This is a genomic window from Allobosea sp. P4_C6 (assembly GCF_056402015.1).
This window is the reverse complement of the sequence record NZ_JBFUIF010000022.1, coordinates 1-15,871: the sequence shown is the minus strand read 5'-3', so window position 1 is coordinate 15,871 and position 15,871 is coordinate 1. Positions and strand designations below refer to the sequence as shown.

Below are 15,871 nucleotides of genomic sequence, written 5' to 3'. Positions count from 1 at the left end.
GACCCGAGAATCTCAGGCAAGAGATGCTCGGGTCAAAGCCCGAGCATCTCGCGCATGTATCCGGGCTCAATGCCCCTTGTGCTCGCCCTCGCCGCCCTTGGCGGCGATCGAGTCGACCTTGAACTCGACATCGACATTGCCGGCCTTCTCGAAGGTCAGCGTGCCCTTCATCATCTCACCCTGCTTCAGCTGCTGCTTCAGCTCCATGAACATGATGTGGTAGCCGCCGGGCTTGAACTCGACCTTGCCGCCGGGCGGGACGTCCACGCCATTCTCAAGCGGGCGCATGGCCATGATGCCGTCCWTCACCGCCATCTCGTGAACCTCGGCACGGGCGGCGAAGGGAACGGAGACCGAGACCAGCCGGTCCGCCGTCGAACCGGTGTTCTCGATGCTGAGATATCCGCCGCCGACCTTCGCGCCGGCTGGCGTCGCACGCGACCAGGGGTGACCGATCTTGAGCGCGCCCGCCTTGAACTCATGGGCGGAGGCGATGGTGGCCGATAGCGCGAAGGCGGCCGCGGCGAGCGAATAGGAAAGCTTCATGGCTTGTGTCCTGAACGGAGAGGACCGCTGACGCAGTCCAGATTGCATGTCGCCCGCCCCCGTGAGGCCGGCGACGTATCGACGGATCGGGGAAGAAACGTCAGGCGGCCGGCGGGGCGCGCGAATGCGCGAGGCCGGTGGCGAAGCGATGCGCCAGGCCTTCCGCCAGCGGGAGCGGCACGGGCAGGCTGACGACGGAACGCCCGACCGAGGGCACGCCATCGGCTGCCGAACCAGCGAGGATCGGGTTTAGCGGGCAGCCCTTGCAATGGACGAGATCGCCAAGCGGAACCGGCGCGGCATCGCCGGGAACGGGCATGCTGGAACAGAGGACGGCGCCGTTCTGCGCGATGAAAGCCGCCTGCGCGGGCGCAGGAGCGAGGGCCAGCGCCAGCACCGCCCAGGCATAAGCGACGGCGAGCCAGACTCCGAGCCCGGAGCGGCGCAGGCGGTCAAGAAGGGTGGCGCGAGCCGGCATGGCGGCAAATGGCGCCGCTTCCGCCCTGCCGTCAAGCCGCGCGATGCCGCAGGCCGCACTCCGGACATACGATTGGAGAAGATTATTCTCCTTGCCTGAGTTTCTTTAAAAGAACGAACCGATTGACAAAGAGGACGACCACCGCCAGATTGTAGATCGTTCCTGGAGCGATCCAGGCACCGCGGAGATTTGAGCGAGCAGCTTGCGCCGCGTCACCAAACGCTAAAGCGCCACGACTGGGTCGTGGGCTCCAGACCGAGGAGACTGACATGGCCATTGCGAAAACGAGCCGAAGCCAAATCCGCTTCCGCCACTCTCTCTGTTGCTGTCGACGCTGAGATCGCAGGGCCGCAAGGCCGCTTCCATCCGATCGTTTCGACGAACGCCGCAAGAGCGGCGAAAGGCAGAGCCATGTCCCAGTTTTACTCCGCTTCGAGCCGGACCCGCCCGGCCCAGCAGGCCTATGTGATCGAAATCGGCGAGGCCCAGATCGGCCTCGTCAGCCGCCGCGCCGACGAGCGCGACTTCACCTTCATCGCCGCTTCCTCGGCTTTCCACGCTTTGGACGGGCGCCGCTTCGCCAGCCCGGGTGCGGCGGAAAGCGCTGCCCGCCGGCTTGCCGCGCCGCGACGCGCCAGCTCGCTTCGACTGGCCTCGTGAGGCGAAGATGCAGCTCCTGTCGCCACTCTGGAACGCCCTGGCAGCCTGGTTCGCCCGCGCCGTTCCCGCCAGCTTCGACCCGCTCGACGCCACGAGCGCGGACGACCGGCGCCGTTCGATCCACGACGTGACGATCGAGCAGCTCGGCATCGCCCACTGGTCCTGCCATACCCATTTCTGAGGACATGATGAACGCCCCCGTCAGACCCGGCACGCTGAGTGCCGGCGCCCTGCCCATCGCCGTTCCCGATCCGGCCATCCGCTTCGAGCAGGTCGGCAAGACCTATGCCGGGCGCAGCGGCCAGCAGGCCGTGAGCGCGCTCGCCGGCATCGATCTCGATGTGCCGGCCGGCAGCATCCTCGGCGTGATCGGCCGCTCCGGCGCCGGCAAGTCGACACTGATCCGCCTGGTCAACGGGCTGGAGCGCGCCACCGCCGGGCGCATCCTGATCGAGGGCGAGGACGTCACGAACCTGACCGAGGCCGGTTGGCGGGCACAGCGGCGGCGGATCGGCATGATCTTCCAGCACTTCAACCTGCTCTCCTCGCGCACGGTCTTCGACAATGTCGCGCTGCCGCTGGAGATCGCCGGCACGCCGCGCGCGCAGATCGCCACCAAGGTCGAGCGGCTGCTCGCGCTCGTCGGGCTCGCCGACAAGAGCGAGCGTTATCCGGCCGAGCTGTCGGGCGGGCAGAAGCAGCGCGTCGGCATAGCCCGGGCGCTCGCCACCAATCCGAAGGTGCTGCTCTGCGACGAGGCGACCTCGGCGCTCGATCCCGAGACGACCCGCTCCATCCTGTCCCTGCTGAAGCAGGTCAACCGCGATCTCGGCATCACCATCCTGCTGATCACCCATGAGATCCCGGTGATCAAGGAGATCTGCGACCGGGTCGCGGTGATCGAGGATGGGCGGATCGTCGAGGAGGGCGAGACCTTCTCCGTCTTCACCAACCCTCAGCATCCGACGACGGCCCGCTTCGTCGAAGCGGTGACCGGGGTCGAGGTGCCCGAGCATCTTGCGGGCCGCATCCGCTCGCAGGCACGGCCGGGCGACAATCTCGTCCTGCGCATCACCTTCATCGGCGAGAACGCGACCGCGCCCGTGATCAGCCGGCTGAGCGCCATCGTCGGCATCGACGTCAACATCCTGGCGGGACGCATCGACGCCATCGCCGGCCAGCCCTTCGGCAGCCTGCTCGTCTCGGTGCCCTCGCGCGCGCCGGAGAGCGAAGCCGTGCTCGGCGCCCTCAAGAGCCTGGGACTCAAGGCGGAGGTGATCGGCCATGTCTCCTGAAATCATCCGCCTGATCTGGCAATCGACTTTGGACACGCTGATCATGGTCGCGACAGCGGCCGGCATCGGCACACTGCTGGGGCTGCCGCTCGGCGTCTTCCTCGCCACCAGCAAGCGCGGCGAGCTGTTCTCGGCACCTGCCGCCAATGCCCTGCTCGGCGTGCTGGTCAACGCCACCCGCTCGACGCCCTTCATCATCCTGGTCGTGGCGATCATCCCGTTCACACGGCTGCTCGCCGGCACCTCGATCGGCACAGCAGCGGCGATCGTGCCGCTGACCGTCGCCGCGACGCCGTTCATCGCCCGCCTGATCGAAGGCGCGATACGCGAGGTCGATCAGGGTCTGGTCGAGGCTGCCCGCGCCATGGGCGCCACGCCCGTCCAGATCGTGCGCAAAGTCCTGGTGCCCGAGGCTCTCCCGGCGATCGTGCTCGGCCTGACGCTGGCCATCGTCAGCCTGATCGGCTTCTCGGCCATGGTCGGCGCGGTCGGCGGCGGTGGGCTCGGCGATCTCGGCATCCGCTACGGCTACCAGCGCTTCATGCCCGATGTGATGGCGACCGTCGTCGCCGTACTCATCGTTCTCGTCCAGCTCGTCCAGAGCATCGGAGACCGCCTGGCGCGCCGCCTCAACAAGCGCCTGCGCCACGCCTGAACCCGACATTCCATCCGCTTCACGTCAAAGGAAACCACCATCATGACGACCTCCGTCAGCCGCCGCAGCGCCCTTGCCGCCGGCTTTGCCCTCGCCCTTGCCGCCGGCCCGGCGCTGGCCCAGCAGAATCAGGTCGTGCGCATCGGCGTCTCGCCCGGCCCGCATGCCGAAATCCTCGAAAAGGTGAAGCCCCTCATCGCCAAGAAGGGTATCGACCTCAAGATCATCGAGTTCTCCGACTATGTCGTGCCAAACCAGGCGCTCGACGCCGGCGAGCTGGAGGCCAATTCCTTCCAGAACCAGCCCTATCTCGACAACCAGGTGAAGGACCGCGGCTTCAAGATCGAGAGCGTCGGGCTGACAGTGAACTTCCCGCTCGGCATCTATTCGTCGAAATACAAGAACTGGTCCGAGGTGCCGGATGGCTCGACCGTCGCGATCCAGAACGACCCGACCAATGGCGGGCGCTCGCTGCTGCTGCTGCAGGACAAGGGCATCATCAAGCTGAAGGACGGCGTCGGCTTCAAGCCGACCGTGGCCGACATCGTCGGGAACCCGAAGAAGCTCAAGATCATCGAGATCGAGGCTGCCCAGACCCCGCGTTCGCTGGCCGACGTCGCCGCCGCCGCGATCAACACCAACTACGCGGTCGATGCCAAGATCGACCCGGCCTCGGCCATCCTGCGCGAGGATGCCAAGGGCCCGTATGTCAACCTGATCGCCATCCGCAGCGCCGACAAGGACAAGCCGTGGGTCAAGACGCTGCTCGAAAGCTATCACACGCCCGAGATCAAGGCCTTCGTCGCCGAGCGCTTCAAGGGCGCCGTTCTCGCCGGCTGGTGACCGTCTCCTCCCCACCTGGCTCTCCAGTCATATAGCCAGGCAACTGCCCCGGATGCGTGCATCCGGGGCTTTTTGTTTTCCGACGCTCAGCGCCGAGGCGGGCCGAAGGCGGAGCACCGGGTCTCGCCGGTCGTTCGGTGACCACGAAGAGGTCGCCCCCCTTGTTGCCCATGATGCCACGCTCTGGCGCGTGGAACGGCCCCGCTGACAAGATCGGAATCCGCCGGCCGGGAACCATGCGGCGGCCGCGTGACAGGCCTAGCGCAGGCCCGCGCCATCCGCGCCCAGCGCTATCGCGGCCTGCGCCGGCGAGCGCTTAAAGCCGATCACTTCGAGCTCGGTGACGATGGCAACGGCGGCTGCCTGCGCCAGCACGAAGGCGATGCCGAGCCCCGTCGGCGCGAACCAGCCCAACAGCAGGATCGCGATGCTGTCGGCTATCCAGACGAGGTTGCCGCCGATGACCGCATAAACCACGAGGCGCGGCAGGAGCTTGCGACTGGCGAGGAAGCCGAGCAGCGCCGCGCAGGGCAGCAGCATGAGGCCGGCCCCGCGCAGGAAGCCTTCCGGCAGGCCGAGCGGCGCGGCAAGCGGGCCGGCGGCGGTGGCGAGCAGCAGAGCCATGCCGGCGCAGGCAGCGGCATCGAGCGCGAGAGCGTTGCGCAGGAACGGCGAGGACTGGATGAGCGACATGGCATTTCTCCTTGCGGCTTGTTGGGCGGAAGGCCCGTTGTCGATGCGGAGAATGCTGACGGGTTCGCGGGGACGCGTCGATTAAGCGGGAGGTAATTGGAACGGTCCGCCGGGATCGCTAGCTTGCCTGCCATGACCATGCATCACGCCCCCTCCATCGGCGCCCTGCTCCGCGACTGGCGGCAGCTGCGCCGCTTCAGCCAACTCGACCTCGCGCTCGAGGCCGAGATCTCGCAGAAGCATCTGAGCTTCATCGAGAGCGGCCGCTCGCGCCCGAGCCGCGAGATGGTGCTGCTGCTCGCAGAGCACCTCGCTGTCCCGCTGCGCGAACGCAACGCGCTGCTGCTGGCCGCCGGCTATGCGCCGGTCTATCTGGCGCGCCCGCTGGAAGACCCGTCGCTGAAAGCGGCGAAGGGCGCGATCGACCTCATCCTCAAGGGCCATGAGCCCTATCCGGCAATCGCGATCGACCGGCACTGGACGCTGCTCGCGGCGAACGGCGCGGTTACCCGCCTGCTCAGCCTCGTCGCCGATGCGGAGCTGCTGCGGCCGCCGGTCAATGTGCTGCGCTTGTCGCTGCACCCGGACGGACTCGCGCCCTTCATCCTCAATCTCGGCGAATGGCGCGCACATTTGTTGGCCCGGCTGCGCCAGCAGGTCCGATCGACGGCAGACGGCACGCTGGGCGCCCTGCTGAGCGAGCTTTCGGAGTACCCGCATCCGAGCCAGGCGACGAAGGCGCGCCATGAGCCCGAAGCCGAAGCCGGCATCGTCGTGCCCATGCAGCTGCGGCTCGGCGACACCGTGCTCTCGCTGATTTCGACGACCACGGTGTTCGGGACACCGGTCGACATCACGCTTTCGGAGCTCGCGCTTGAAACGTTCTTCCCGGCCGATACCGCCACGGCCGAGGCGCTGCATGCCCTCGCCGCAAACGGCAGCGGAACGGCGTGATCGCCCGGAACCTTTCAGCCCAGGCTCCGTTCCTTACCCGACGCGACGGATGTCGCACCGGAACCAAGAGGAGCTTCGCAATGGGCAGCACGACCGACAAGATCAAGGGTATGGCCAACGAGGCCACCGGCAACGTCAAGCAGGCCGCCGGCAAGGCGTTCAACAAGCCGGACCTGGAAGCCGAGGGCGCCGCGCAGGAGCTGAAGGGCGAAGCCCAGCAGGCGATCGGCAAGGGCAAGGACGCCGTCAAGAAGGCCGTCGACAAGGTCTGAGGCACCGGCCTCAAAACGCAAAGGGCCGCCGAAAGGCGGCCCTTTTTGTATCTATGCCCGGGTGCCGGTCAGGCCGTGCCGCCGAGACCGCCGAGAAAGTCCTTCACCCGGCAGAAGAAGCCGGCCGTCTCCGGGTGGTTGTTGTGCGAGCTCTCGCGCTCGAACTCCTCGAGCAATTCCCGCTGGCGCACTGTGAGCTTCTGCGGCGTCTCGACCACGACCTGGATGTAGAGGTCGCCGACCTCGCGCGAGCGCAGCACGCTCATGCCTTTGGCCTTCAAGCGGAACTGCTTGCCCGTCTGGGTGCCCTCGGGGATCTTCACCCGCGCCTGTTCGCCCGAAAGCGTGGGCACCTCGATCTCGCCGCCGAGCGCGGCCGAAACCAGCCCGATCGGCACGCGGCAGAACAGGTCGGCGCCGTCGCGCTGGAAGATCGCGTGCGGCTTGATCGAGAGGAAGATGTAGAGGTCGCCCGCCGGCCCGCCGCGCAGGCCGGCCTCGCCCTCGCCGGCAAGACGGATGCGCGTGCCGTCCTCGACGCCCGCGGGGATGTTGACCGCAAGCGTGCGCTCGCGCGTGACGCGGCCCGCGCCCTGGCAGTTCTTGCAGGGGTCGTCGATGATCTCGCCGCGGCCCGAGCAGGTCGGGCAGGTCCGCTCGACCGAGAAGAAGCCCTGATTGGCGCGCACCCGGCCATGGCCACCGCAGGTCGGGCATTGCCGCGACTTCGAGCCCGGCTTGGCGCCCGTGCCCGAACAGGCCTCGCACGAGACCGAGGTCGGCACGCGGATCGAGGCGTTCTTGCCGGTGAAGGCGTCCTCCAGCCCGATCTCGAGATTGTAGCGCAGATCGGCGCCACGCTCGCGGCCATTGGCGCTGCGCGGCCCGCCGCGACGGGCATCGCCGAAGAAGGAATCGAAGATGTCCGACATGAAGTCGGAGAAATCGGCATTGCCGCCGGCGCCGCCGCCATTCTCGAAGGCCTGATGGCCGAAGCGGTCATAGGCGGCGCGTTTCTGGCCGTCGGAGAGGACCTGATAGGCCTCGTTGATTTCCTTGAACTTGATCTCGGCTTCCTTGTCGCCGGGATTCTTGTCGGGGTGATGCTGCATCGCGAGCTTGCGGAAGGAGCCCTTCAGCTCGATTTCCGTCACGGTCCGGCTGACGCCAAGGATCTCGTAGTAATCGCGTTTCGACATCGATCGAACAGCCCCTTCGCCGCCTCATGCGTCATGGCCGGGCTTGACCCGGCCATCTCCGGCAGGAAAGCGTTTTTCTTCGCGATGCCTTCTCGTAACGAGATGGCCGGGTCAAGCCCGGCCATGACGTCCCAGGAGAAGGCGAGCGCCGGTTACGCGCTCTTCTTCTTGTCGTCCGAGACGTCCTTGAAGTCGGCGTCGATGACGTCGTCCTTCTTGGCTTCCTCGGTCGTCTCGCCTTCGGCAGCGGCGCCTTCGGCCTGGCTGGCGGCATACATCGCCTCGCCGAGCTTCATCGAAGCCTGCATCAGCTCGTTGGTGCGCGCCTGGATGGCCTCGGGATCCTCGCCGGTCAGGGCAGTCTTGAGCGCCTCGGCCGCGGTCTCGATCGCCGCCTTGTCGGCTTCCGAAACCTTGTCGCCATAATCCTTCAGCGACTTCTCGGTCGAATGCACAAGGCTCTCGCCCTGGTTCTTCGCCTCGACCAGCTCGCGGCGCTTCTTGTCCTCGGAGGCGTTGGCCTCCGCATCCTTCACCATCTTCTGGATGTCGGCCTCGCTGAGACCGCCCGAAGCCTGGATCTTGATCTGCTGCTCCTTATTGGTGGCCTTGTCCTTCGCCGTCACCGAGACGATGCCGTTGGCGTCGATGTCGAAGGTCACCTCGATCTGCGGCATGCCGCGCGGGGACGGCGGAATGCCCATCAGGTCGAACTGGCCGAGCAGCTTGTTGTCGGCCGCCATCTCGCGCTCGCCCTGGAAGACCCGGATCGTCACCGCGTTTTGGTTGTCCTCGGCGGTGGAGAAGACCTGGCTCTTCTTGGTCGGGATCGTGGTGTTGCGGTCGATCAGGCGGGTGAACACGCCGCCCAGCGTCTCGATGCCGAGCGAGAGCGGGGTCACGTCGAGCAGCAGCACGTCCTTGACGTCGCCCTGCAGCACGCCGGCCTGAACCGCGGCGCCGATGGCGACGACCTCGTCAGGATTGACGCCCTTGTGCGGCTCCTTGCCGAAGAACTGCTTCACGACCTCCTGGACCTTCGGCATGCGGGTCATGCCGCCGACGAGGACGACCTCGTCGATCTGGCCCGCCGACAGGCCGGCATCCTTGAGCGCCTTCTTGCAGGGCTCGATGGTGCGCTGGATCAGGTCGTCGACCAGGCTCTCGAACTTGGCGCGCGAGAGCTTGATGGCGAGGTGCTTCGGACCCGAGGCATCGGCCGTGATGTAGGGCAGGTTGATCTCGGTCTGGGCCGTGGTCGAGAGCTCGATCTTGGCCTTCTCGGCGGCTTCCTTCAGGCGCTGGAGCGCGAGTTTGTCCTTCTTCAGGTCGATGCCCTGCTCGCGCTTGAACTCGTCCGCGAGATACTCGACGAGGCGCATGTCGAAATCCTCGCCGCCGAGGAAGGTGTCGCCATTGGTCGACTTCACCTCGAAGACGCCGTCGCCGATCTCGAGGATCGAGACGTCGAAGGTGCCGCCGCCGAGGTCATAGACCGCGATGGTGCCGGCCTGCTTCTTGTCGAGGCCGTAGGCGAGCGCGGCCGCCGTCGGCTCGTTGATGATTCTGAGCACCTCGAGGCCGGCGATGCGGCCGGCATCCTTCGTCGCCTGGCGCTGGGCGTCGTTGAAATAGGCGGGAACCGTGATGACGGCCTGAGTGACGGGCTGGCCGAGATAGGCCTCCGCCGTCTCCTTCATCTTGGTCAGGGTGAAGGCCGAAATCTGCGACGGCGAATAGTCCTTGCCGTCAGCCTCGACCCAGGCATCGCCCGAGGAAGCCTTCTTGATCTTGTAGGGAACGAGCGAGAGATCCTTCTGCGTCATCGGATCCTCGAAGGTCCGGCCGATGAGGCGCTTGATCGCGAAGAAGGTGCGCTCCGGATTGGTGACGGCCTGGCGCTTGGCCGGCTGGCCGACAAGGCGTTCGCCGTCATCCGTGATGGCGACGATGGAGGGCGTGGTGCGCGCGCCTTCCGAATTCTCGATGACCTTCGGCGTGGTGCCTTCCATCACTGCAACGCAGCTGTTGGTCGTGCCGAGGTCGATACCAATGACTTTACCCATGGATGGGATCCCTTTCGATTGAGCAGATCGCCGGCCGGCGACGCATTCCCGTCACCTGCCGGCCCATGGACCGGACCGCCCCCGCTTCGGCGGCGAACGAACCGGCATTCCACGTTTGACGGTGGTTAAACCGCCCCTTGGCGGCGTATATAGTGAGGGTGTTCCCACCCTTGCAAGACAGGCGAGCCGAATAAGAAACGGGGATTTCGGGCTTTGCGGCCGGATTCGTGCTTTCAGGCGCGACTGTGGCCTCGCCGCCCTTGCGCATCCTGACGCCGCCCTTCATGCAGGAAGGCCGTTCCGTTAGCGCATGGACAGCCATGAGCCGATCGACGCGCCTCATCCTCGCTTTGGCGGCTGCTTTAGCCGCGATGACCGCCTGCGCGCAGGCGCAGCCCCTGCAGTTGCCGGGCGCGCAGCCGTTCAATGCACCGGGTGCGCAACAGGCGGCCCCGTCGCAATCGGGCGCGCCCGCCCAGCCGCGCCCGCCGAGCATGCCGGCGATCAAGATCGCCGGCGAGGATGCGATCCTCGGCAAGGTCCTGCATCGCAACGGCCATCACGGCGAGGCGATCTTCACCAAAACGGCAGGCGGATTCGGGATGAAGCTCAATCTCGACGGCTTCCAGCCCGCCAATCTCGTCGAGCCCTGCGCCGTTTCCTTCGGCGCGGATCCGGTTCCGGTCACCGCATTGGGCCGCCCGGCCGGCGTGCCGCGCTACCGGCTGGAAGCTCCGATCTGCCCGATCGTCTTCGATGTGCTCGACGGCGCCTTCCTCGTCGTGGAGCCGACGGAGCCCTGCGTGGTCGAGGCCGCGCAATGCCGCATCGACCCGCGTGGCCTGTGGGGGCCGGACGCACGTACGGCCGCCGCCCAGGCCAAGGAGATCGAGCGAGCCCGCGGCGCGGCCGAGCGGGCCGTCCGCGAAGGCTACAAGACGTTGACCGCGAAGTCCGACGCGGTCGAGCAGCGCACGATCGCCCGCGAGCAGGCGGGCTTCTCGGCCGAGCGCGAGATGATCTGCCGCGATTTCCAGCGCGAGGGGCAGGTGGGGTTCTGCGCCGCGCGCATCACCGAGGCGCGCGCCGCCGGGCTGCGCGCCCGGCTCGGCCTCAACACCGAGCCCAAGCCGGCAGCCAAGCCGAAGCCGCGCCCGGCAACGCCGAGGCCGGCGCCGCTCTCGCTCACACCGACGCAGTAGGGTCCCGGCCCATCCGCTTGGCCAATGTCGCTTCGTCGAGCCCGGCGAGAGCGTAGATCAGAAGCATCGCGAAGCTGCCCGGGCCAGCCGCGCGTTCGGCTGCGATTTCGCCCGCGATCCCATAAGCCGTCAGCGCGGCGGCTGCCGCGACGGCGGCGTCCGGCTCGACCGCCCGGCAGGCAGCGACCAGCGCGCTCGATGCGCAGCCGAGCCCCGTGACTTTCGTCATCAATTCATGGCCATGGCCGATCGAGAAGCTGCGCCCATCGCCCTCGATGCTGTCGATCTTGCCTGTCGTCACGCGCAGGACGCCATCCGCCCGCCGCATGACGGCATCGAGCGCGGCCATTTCCGTGGCGTTGCCACGCACGGTGACGCCCGGCGAGCGCAGGACCGCCTCGGCCAAACCCAGTCTGAGCGGCGACAGCTCGACGAAGACAGGGTCGAGCACGAGGGGGATGCCGCATTCTTGCGAGACGGCGACGAGCTTCGGGATGGCGCGCTCGCCCTCCGGGCTGATCGTGCCGAGATTGATCAGGATCGCGCCGGCCCCGGCGGCGACGGCCGCGACCTCGTCGGGATGACCGGCCATCGAGGGCACGGCCCCGAAGGCGAGCAGCATGTTGGCGGTGACGTTCTGCGCCACCGTATTGGTCAGGCAATGGATGCGCGGGCGGCGCTTGGCCACCCGCGCGAGGATCGACGCGACCTGCGCCGCGTCGAGACTATCGTTCTCGCTGCTCATTCCGCCGCTGGTAGATAGATGCTGCCGCCCTTGTCGAGGAATTCCTTCGACTTGGCGGCCATGCCGTCTGCTGCCATCGCTTCGAGATTGGCGCGCTCATTGTCGCTCATCGCCAGAACCTCGGCGCGCAGGTCCTGCGTGATCTTCATCGAGCAGAACTTCGGCCCGCACATCGAGCAGAAATGCGCGACCTTGTGGGCGTCCTTCGGCAAGGTCTCGTCGTGGTAGGCGCGCGCCGTGTCGGGATCAAGCGCGAGATTGAACTGGTCCTCCCAGCGGAAGTCGAAGCGGGCGCGGGAGAGCGCATCGTCCCTGATCTTCGCGGCCGGATGGCCCTTGGCGAGGTCGGCGGCGTGCGCCGCGATCCGATAGGTGATGACGCCGGTCTTGACGTCGTCGCGGTCGGGCAGGCCGAGATGCTCCTTCGGCGTGACGTAGCAGAGCATGGCGCAGCCATACCAGCCGATCATCGCCGCGCCGATGCCGGAGGTGATGTGGTCGTAGCCCGGCGCGATATCGGTGGTCAGCGGTCCCAGCGTGTAGAAGGGCGCCTCGCCGCATTCACGGAGCTGCTTGTCCATGTTCTCCTTGATCTTGTGCATCGGCACGTGGCCGGGGCCCTCGATCATGACCTGACAGCCCTTGTCCCAGCCGATCTTGGTGAGCTCGCCCAGCGTCTCCAGCTCGGCGAACTGGGCACGGTCGTTGGCGTCGGCGATCGAGCCGGGGCGCAAGCCGTCGCCGAGCGAGAACGAGACGTCGTATTTGCGCATGATCTCGCAGATCTCGTCGAAGCGCTCGTAGAGGAAGCTCTCGCGGTGATGCGCCAGGCACCAGCGCGCCATGATCGAGCCGCCGCGCGAGACGATGCCGGTGACGCGGGATGCCGTCAGCGGCACATACGGCAATCTCACGCCGGCATGGATGGTGAAGTAGTCGACGCCCTGCTCGGCCTGCTCGACCAGCGTGTCCTTGAACACCTCCCAGTCGAGCTTGATCGGATCGCCGCCGACCTTCTCCAGCGCCTGATAGATCGGCACGGTGCCGATCGGCACCGGCGAGTTTCTGAGTATCCAGGAGCGGATGTTGTGGATGTTACGCCCGGTCGACAGGTCCATGACGGTGTCGGCGCCCCAGCGGATCGCCCAGACCAGCTTCTCGACCTCCTCGGCTGCACCCGAGGTCACGGCGGAATTGCCGATATTGGCGTTGATCTTGACCAGGAAGTTGCGGCCGATCGCCATCGGCTCCAGCTCGGGGTGGTTGATGTTGGCGGGGATGATGGCACGGCCGCGCGCGATCTCGTCGCGGACGAATTCGGGCGTGACGAATTCCGGCACCGAAGCGCCGAAGCTCTCGCCATCGGCATGGCGCTCCCTGGCACCTTCCAGCATCTGCGCACGCCCGAGATTCTCCCGATGCGCGACATAGATCATCTCGGGCGTGACGATGCCGGCCTTCGCGAACTCGTACTGGGTCGTCATCCGCCCGTCAGCCGCCATCAACACTGGGCGTTCGGCGGGACAAGCCGGGACCATCTGGTTCGGCGAGATGTTGCCGTTATCGGCGGCCGTCACCGCGCGGCCCGGCACGGTATCGAAGCCGCGGCGGCTCAGCCATTCGCGCCTGATCTGTGGCAGGCCGGCATTGAGGTCGATCTTCACATCCGTTTCGGTGAAGGGGCCGGAAGGATCGTAGATGCGCACCGGCGGTTCGGCATCGGTCGTCAGCACGACCTCGCGAAAGGGCACCCGGATCGAGGCATCCTGCGGCGTCGGAACATAGATCTTGCGCGAGCCGATGATCGGCCCGGTGGTGACGCCGGTTGGCGCGCCGAACTTTCGCGCCGCATCGGCAGCAGGTTTCGGAGGTTTCGTATGGGTGTTCATGGGGATCTCCGCCTTGGTTCAAGGGTCAGGAGATCCGGCGTCGAAGCGGTTCAAGCGCTGTGATGCGGGCATGGTTGTGACCGTGCCGCGTTCCAGTCCCTCCGCCGGTATGACCCGGATCAGGTTCGATGGGTTCGGCGGTCAGGCCATCTCAGCTCTTGCGAGCACCCCTCGGAACAGCGCCGAGGTTAGGCGCAGCGCCGCCGCTTGGCAACGGGGCTGCATGACGAATGACTGGAGGATGGAAGAGGGAGATCAGGCCGTCAGGTCGACCAGGCTGCCCTGCCCAGCAGGAACCGTCGCCTGCGTCTGCTCGACGCTCTGCTGGAGCATGGCGACGAGGCTCTGATCGGCCTGCGCGTTCTGTTTGATCATCTCGACGGACAGCGCCTGCTGCGTCGAGGCGGCCTGCATCGTGACGATGCTGCGGGCAAGGGAAACGGCGTCGCTCATGCGGCGACGCTAGTTCGCCGACCTTGCCAAATCCTGAACGGCCCCGCTCAGGGCGCGATGATCGACGGCACCGGGCGCGGCATCGGCGGGTCGCGATCTGGCTGCGGCGCCGCCTGCGCGCGGTCATCGCGCGGGGCGCGCATTTCCGCGCGCGGCACGGGCCTCTCACTGGCTGGCGCGCGAACGGCCTCGCCTGCGCGAGGAGCCAACGGCACACCCGGAGCCCGCTGCTTCACGGCGGCAGGAGCACTCTGAGCCAGTGACGGAAGCGATGCAAACGAGCCCGCCATCATCAGGCAGGCCATCACCAGACCAAGCTTTTTCATGACTGAACCTCCCTTCGGCTTGTCCTCCGGGAGATGAAACCGCCACAGAAGGCGGCAGTTCCCTGCGTCCAGGGAAGAACGGGGCCGCTTGTCGAGCAGCCCCGTTCCCGTCGTCACTGGTTCTGGCCGCTGAGCAGCGGCGTGATGCGCCGCAGCGTCACGCGACGGTTCTCGCGTGCCGCGTCCTGCGTGTTGATCTTCAGATACTGCTCGCCATAGCCCTGCGTCGTCAGGTTCTCGGGCGGGATCTGGAAATCGCGCGTCAGGATCTCGGCGACGGACTGCGCGCGGCGATCCGAGAGGGAGAGGTTGTCGATATCGGCGCCGACGGCGTCGGTATGTCCCTCGACGAGGAAGACTTCGTTGGGCGCGCGCTGCAGGGCGCGCCGGACGGAGTCCGCGATCACGGACAGGCGCTGCGCCTGTTCGGGCGCGATCTGCCAGGAGCCGGTGTCGAAGGTGATCGTGTCGATGTCGACGCTGCGCATGCGGGCGCGCAGATCCGGCGAGTAGCGGACCTCGTCCAGCGTATAGCGACGCGGGATCGCGGCGATCGGCGGCGCCGTGATCGTCTCATAGATCAGCGCCTCGTCGGCCTGATCCGCATCGACGATATAGCGCTCGCGCGGCATCGGCAGCGGCGGCGCCGGCAATACGACGACATCGTCGGCGAAACGGCCGGGACGGTCGCGCAGCGTGTTGTCGATGATGATCACCTCGCGGTTGTCGCGGTCGATGCGGGTGCGGCGGATCAGCCGGCCCTCCTCGTCCGTGACGGTGACGATGCGCGTGCCGTCGGGGCGCTCGAAGACCATGCGGTTCTCGTCGCCGCGGCGCTCGGATCGCCCCTGCCAGCCGAGATCGCGGAAACGCTGATCCTCGTCGCGGCGGATGATGGCGCGGCCGTCATCGTCGCGGATGATGGTGCGGCCGGGCTCGCGGATGATGGTGACGTCACCCTCGCGGCGCTCCTCGCGGCGGCTGCGGATATCCTCGAAGCGCTGTGCGCCCTGCGTCGCCATGATGCCACCGATGACACCGGCGCCGAGGCCGATCGCACCGGCGACGCCGGGCGAGATGCCGCCGCGACGTCCTTCGCGCTGGGGCGGCTGGGTCGGGAAGGCCCCACCGGCGGGCGGCTGACCCGGAGCAACGCCGGGCTGAGCAGGGGTGGGGGCAACACCCGGTTGTGCAGCGGACGGCGGCGCTCCCGGAGCGGGGCGCGGCGGCTGAACCGGAGCTGTTCCCGCGGGCGGAGTCGGAGCGGTTACGCCTGGTTGCGCAGGGGCCGTGGGAACGCCGGGCGCTGCGGCCGGAGGCGTCACGGGCTGCGGCGCTGCGGCCGGCGGACGGGCTTGGGACGGCGCAGCCGAGGGTGGCACGGCCGGGCCGCCACGCGGAACGGCGGAAGGCGGAGCGCCTGCGCCCGGCTGAGCCGGCGCGGGAGCGGCAGCCGGCGGCGTTCCCGGTGTCGGGCGCGGCTGCCCGGCGGGCACCGAGGGTGCGGTGCCGGGCTGCGGCGCAGCGGCCGGCGGGCGGGTTTGAGCCGGAGCGGCCGAAGGCGGAACGGCCGGGCCGCCGCGCGGAACCGCCGG

Annotated in this window: 18 protein-coding genes and 1 riboswitch; of the genes, 8 read left to right on the top strand and 10 right to left on the bottom strand. The window is 67.5% G+C overall.

Annotated elements, in window-relative coordinates:
• Window positions 1-66: 66 nt before the first annotated feature.
• Both AC1DVA_RS16655 and AC1DVA_RS16650 read right to left on the bottom strand, forming a co-directional pair.
• Complete coding sequence (locus AC1DVA_RS16655; RefSeq protein WP_476806604.1) at window positions 67-546, bottom strand: copper chaperone PCu(A)C; 480 nt, start codon at window positions 544-546, stop codon at window positions 67-69.
• Between the two features lie 100 nt (window positions 547-646).
• A complete protein-coding gene (locus tag AC1DVA_RS16650) occupies window positions 647-1,024 on the bottom strand; it encodes a hypothetical protein (RefSeq protein ID WP_265051233.1) in 378 nt (125 codons plus the stop codon).
• A gap of 411 nt (window positions 1,025-1,435) precedes the next feature.
• On the opposite strand from AC1DVA_RS16650, the gene AC1DVA_RS16645 reads away from it, so the two are divergent.
• From AC1DVA_RS16645 to AC1DVA_RS16625, 5 genes are read left to right on the top strand one after another with little or no spacing between them, the layout of a single operon-like run.
• Window positions 1,436-1,684: a hypothetical protein gene (locus AC1DVA_RS16645; protein ID WP_265051232.1), complete on the top strand. Its 249-nt coding sequence runs from the start codon at window positions 1,436-1,438 to the stop codon at window positions 1,682-1,684.
• 7 nt (window positions 1,685-1,691) lie between these two features.
• Window positions 1,692-1,865, top strand: coding sequence for a hypothetical protein (locus AC1DVA_RS16640; protein WP_476806603.1), 174 nt, complete (start codon window positions 1,692-1,694; stop codon window positions 1,863-1,865).
• 7 nt (window positions 1,866-1,872) lie between these two features.
• Window positions 1,873-2,979 carry a methionine ABC transporter ATP-binding protein gene (locus AC1DVA_RS16635; protein ID WP_476806602.1) on the top strand — a complete coding sequence of 369 codons (1,107 nt, stop codon included), beginning with the start codon at window positions 1,873-1,875 and terminating at the stop codon, window positions 2,977-2,979.
• Entirely contained in the window at window positions 2,969-3,634 is a 666-nt protein-coding gene (locus AC1DVA_RS16630; protein ID WP_476806601.1) for a methionine ABC transporter permease, read from the top strand. Before AC1DVA_RS16635 ends, AC1DVA_RS16630 begins: the two co-directional genes overlap by 11 nt.
• Window positions 3,635-3,676: 42 nt before the next feature.
• Complete coding sequence (locus AC1DVA_RS16625; RefSeq protein ID WP_476806600.1) at window positions 3,677-4,477, top strand: MetQ/NlpA family ABC transporter substrate-binding protein; 801 nt, start codon at window positions 3,677-3,679, stop codon at window positions 4,475-4,477.
• Window positions 4,478-4,735: 258 nt separating this feature from the next.
• Here AC1DVA_RS16625 and AC1DVA_RS16620 read toward each other — a convergent pair whose 3' ends face one another.
• The gene (locus AC1DVA_RS16620) at window positions 4,736-5,170 is read right to left on the bottom strand and encodes a hypothetical protein (RefSeq protein ID WP_476806599.1); all 435 of its coding nucleotides are present in this window, start codon (window positions 5,168-5,170) and stop codon (window positions 4,736-4,738) included.
• Between the two features lie 132 nt (window positions 5,171-5,302).
• Between AC1DVA_RS16620 and AC1DVA_RS16615 the strand changes: the two genes are divergently transcribed.
• Entirely contained in the window at window positions 5,303-6,124 is an 822-nt protein-coding gene (locus AC1DVA_RS16615) for a helix-turn-helix domain-containing protein (protein WP_476806648.1), read from the top strand.
• A gap of 80 nt (window positions 6,125-6,204) precedes the next feature.
• Window positions 6,205-6,396, top strand: a complete 192-nt coding sequence (locus AC1DVA_RS16610; RefSeq protein WP_265051226.1) for a CsbD family protein — start codon at window positions 6,205-6,207, stop codon at window positions 6,394-6,396.
• Between the two features lie 68 nt (window positions 6,397-6,464).
• Here the strand turns inward: AC1DVA_RS16610 and dnaJ are convergent, their stop codons facing one another.
• Complete coding sequence (gene dnaJ / locus AC1DVA_RS16605; RefSeq protein WP_476806598.1) at window positions 6,465-7,595, bottom strand: molecular chaperone DnaJ; 1,131 nt, start codon at window positions 7,593-7,595, stop codon at window positions 6,465-6,467.
• A 152-nt stretch (window positions 7,596-7,747) separates the two neighbouring features.
• The gene (gene dnaK, locus AC1DVA_RS16600) at window positions 7,748-9,661 is read right to left on the bottom strand and encodes a molecular chaperone DnaK (protein ID WP_265051224.1); all 1,914 of its coding nucleotides are present in this window, start codon (window positions 9,659-9,661) and stop codon (window positions 7,748-7,750) included.
• A 320-nt stretch (window positions 9,662-9,981) separates the two neighbouring features.
• On the opposite strand from dnaK, the gene AC1DVA_RS16595 reads away from it, so the two are divergent.
• Window positions 9,982-10,863: a hypothetical protein gene (locus AC1DVA_RS16595; protein ID WP_476806597.1), complete on the top strand. Its 882-nt coding sequence runs from the start codon at window positions 9,982-9,984 to the stop codon at window positions 10,861-10,863.
• Here AC1DVA_RS16595 and AC1DVA_RS16590 read toward each other — a convergent pair.
• The 5 genes from AC1DVA_RS16590 to AC1DVA_RS16570 form a co-directional block, all read right to left on the bottom strand.
• Complete coding sequence (locus tag AC1DVA_RS16590) at window positions 10,847-11,608, bottom strand: hydroxyethylthiazole kinase (protein ID WP_476806596.1); 762 nt, start codon at window positions 11,606-11,608, stop codon at window positions 10,847-10,849. The genes AC1DVA_RS16595 and AC1DVA_RS16590 overlap by 17 nt on opposite strands.
• Window positions 11,605-13,497: a phosphomethylpyrimidine synthase ThiC gene (gene thiC / locus AC1DVA_RS16585; RefSeq protein ID WP_476806595.1), complete on the bottom strand. Its 1,893-nt coding sequence runs from the start codon at window positions 13,495-13,497 to the stop codon at window positions 11,605-11,607. The genes AC1DVA_RS16590 and thiC overlap by 4 nt, the downstream gene beginning before the upstream one ends.
• A 78-nt stretch (window positions 13,498-13,575) precedes the next feature.
• Window positions 13,576-13,679: riboswitch (TPP riboswitch) on the bottom strand.
• Between the two features lie 73 nt (window positions 13,680-13,752).
• Window positions 13,753-13,950 carry a hypothetical protein gene (locus AC1DVA_RS16580; protein WP_476806594.1) on the bottom strand — a complete coding sequence of 66 codons (198 nt, stop codon included), beginning with the start codon at window positions 13,948-13,950 and terminating at the stop codon, window positions 13,753-13,755.
• A 47-nt stretch (window positions 13,951-13,997) separates the two neighbouring features.
• On the bottom strand, window positions 13,998-14,276 hold the full coding sequence (locus AC1DVA_RS16575) for a hypothetical protein (protein WP_476806593.1): 279 nt from the start codon (window positions 14,274-14,276) through the stop codon (window positions 13,998-14,000).
• 113 nt (window positions 14,277-14,389) lie between these two features.
• The coding region (locus tag AC1DVA_RS16570; protein ID WP_476806592.1) for an OmpA family protein at window positions 14,390-15,871 on the bottom strand (1,482 nt) is incomplete at its 5' end.

What these genes read in the sequence shown, in the direction of transcription:
- AC1DVA_RS16650 (WP_265051233.1), bottom strand. Translation starts at nt 1,024, where the DNA reads ATGCCGGCTCGCGCCACCCTTCTTGACCGCCTGCGCCGCTCCGGGCTC.
- AC1DVA_RS16645 (WP_265051232.1), top strand. Translation starts at nt 1,436, where the DNA reads ATGTCCCAGTTTTACTCCGCTTCGAGCCGGACCCGCCCGGCCCAGCAG.
- AC1DVA_RS16640 (WP_476806603.1), top strand. Translation starts at nt 1,692, where the DNA reads ATGCAGCTCCTGTCGCCACTCTGGAACGCCCTGGCAGCCTGGTTCGCC.
- AC1DVA_RS16635 (WP_476806602.1), top strand. Translation starts at nt 1,873, where the DNA reads ATGAACGCCCCCGTCAGACCCGGCACGCTGAGTGCCGGCGCCCTGCCC.
- AC1DVA_RS16630 (WP_476806601.1), top strand. Translation starts at nt 2,969, where the DNA reads ATGTCTCCTGAAATCATCCGCCTGATCTGGCAATCGACTTTGGACACG.
- AC1DVA_RS16625 (WP_476806600.1), top strand. Translation starts at nt 3,677, where the DNA reads ATGACGACCTCCGTCAGCCGCCGCAGCGCCCTTGCCGCCGGCTTTGCC.
- AC1DVA_RS16620 (WP_476806599.1), bottom strand. Translation starts at nt 5,170, where the DNA reads ATGTCGCTCATCCAGTCCTCGCCGTTCCTGCGCAACGCTCTCGCGCTC.
- AC1DVA_RS16615 (WP_476806648.1), top strand. Translation starts at nt 5,303, where the DNA reads ATGACCATGCATCACGCCCCCTCCATCGGCGCCCTGCTCCGCGACTGG.
- AC1DVA_RS16610 (WP_265051226.1), top strand. Translation starts at nt 6,205, where the DNA reads ATGGGCAGCACGACCGACAAGATCAAGGGTATGGCCAACGAGGCCACC.
- dnaJ (WP_476806598.1), bottom strand. Translation starts at nt 7,595, where the DNA reads ATGTCGAAACGCGATTACTACGAGATCCTTGGCGTCAGCCGGACCGTG.
- dnaK (WP_265051224.1), bottom strand. Translation starts at nt 9,661, where the DNA reads ATGGGTAAAGTCATTGGTATCGACCTCGGCACGACCAACAGCTGCGTT.
- AC1DVA_RS16595 (WP_476806597.1), top strand. Translation starts at nt 9,982, where the DNA reads ATGAGCCGATCGACGCGCCTCATCCTCGCTTTGGCGGCTGCTTTAGCC.
- AC1DVA_RS16590 (WP_476806596.1), bottom strand. Translation starts at nt 11,608, where the DNA reads ATGAGCAGCGAGAACGATAGTCTCGACGCGGCGCAGGTCGCGTCGATC.
- thiC (WP_476806595.1), bottom strand. Translation starts at nt 13,497, where the DNA reads ATGAACACCCATACGAAACCTCCGAAACCTGCTGCCGATGCGGCGCGA.
- AC1DVA_RS16580 (WP_476806594.1), bottom strand. Translation starts at nt 13,950, where the DNA reads ATGAGCGACGCCGTTTCCCTTGCCCGCAGCATCGTCACGATGCAGGCC.
- AC1DVA_RS16575 (WP_476806593.1), bottom strand. Translation starts at nt 14,276, where the DNA reads ATGAAAAAGCTTGGTCTGGTGATGGCCTGCCTGATGATGGCGGGCTCG.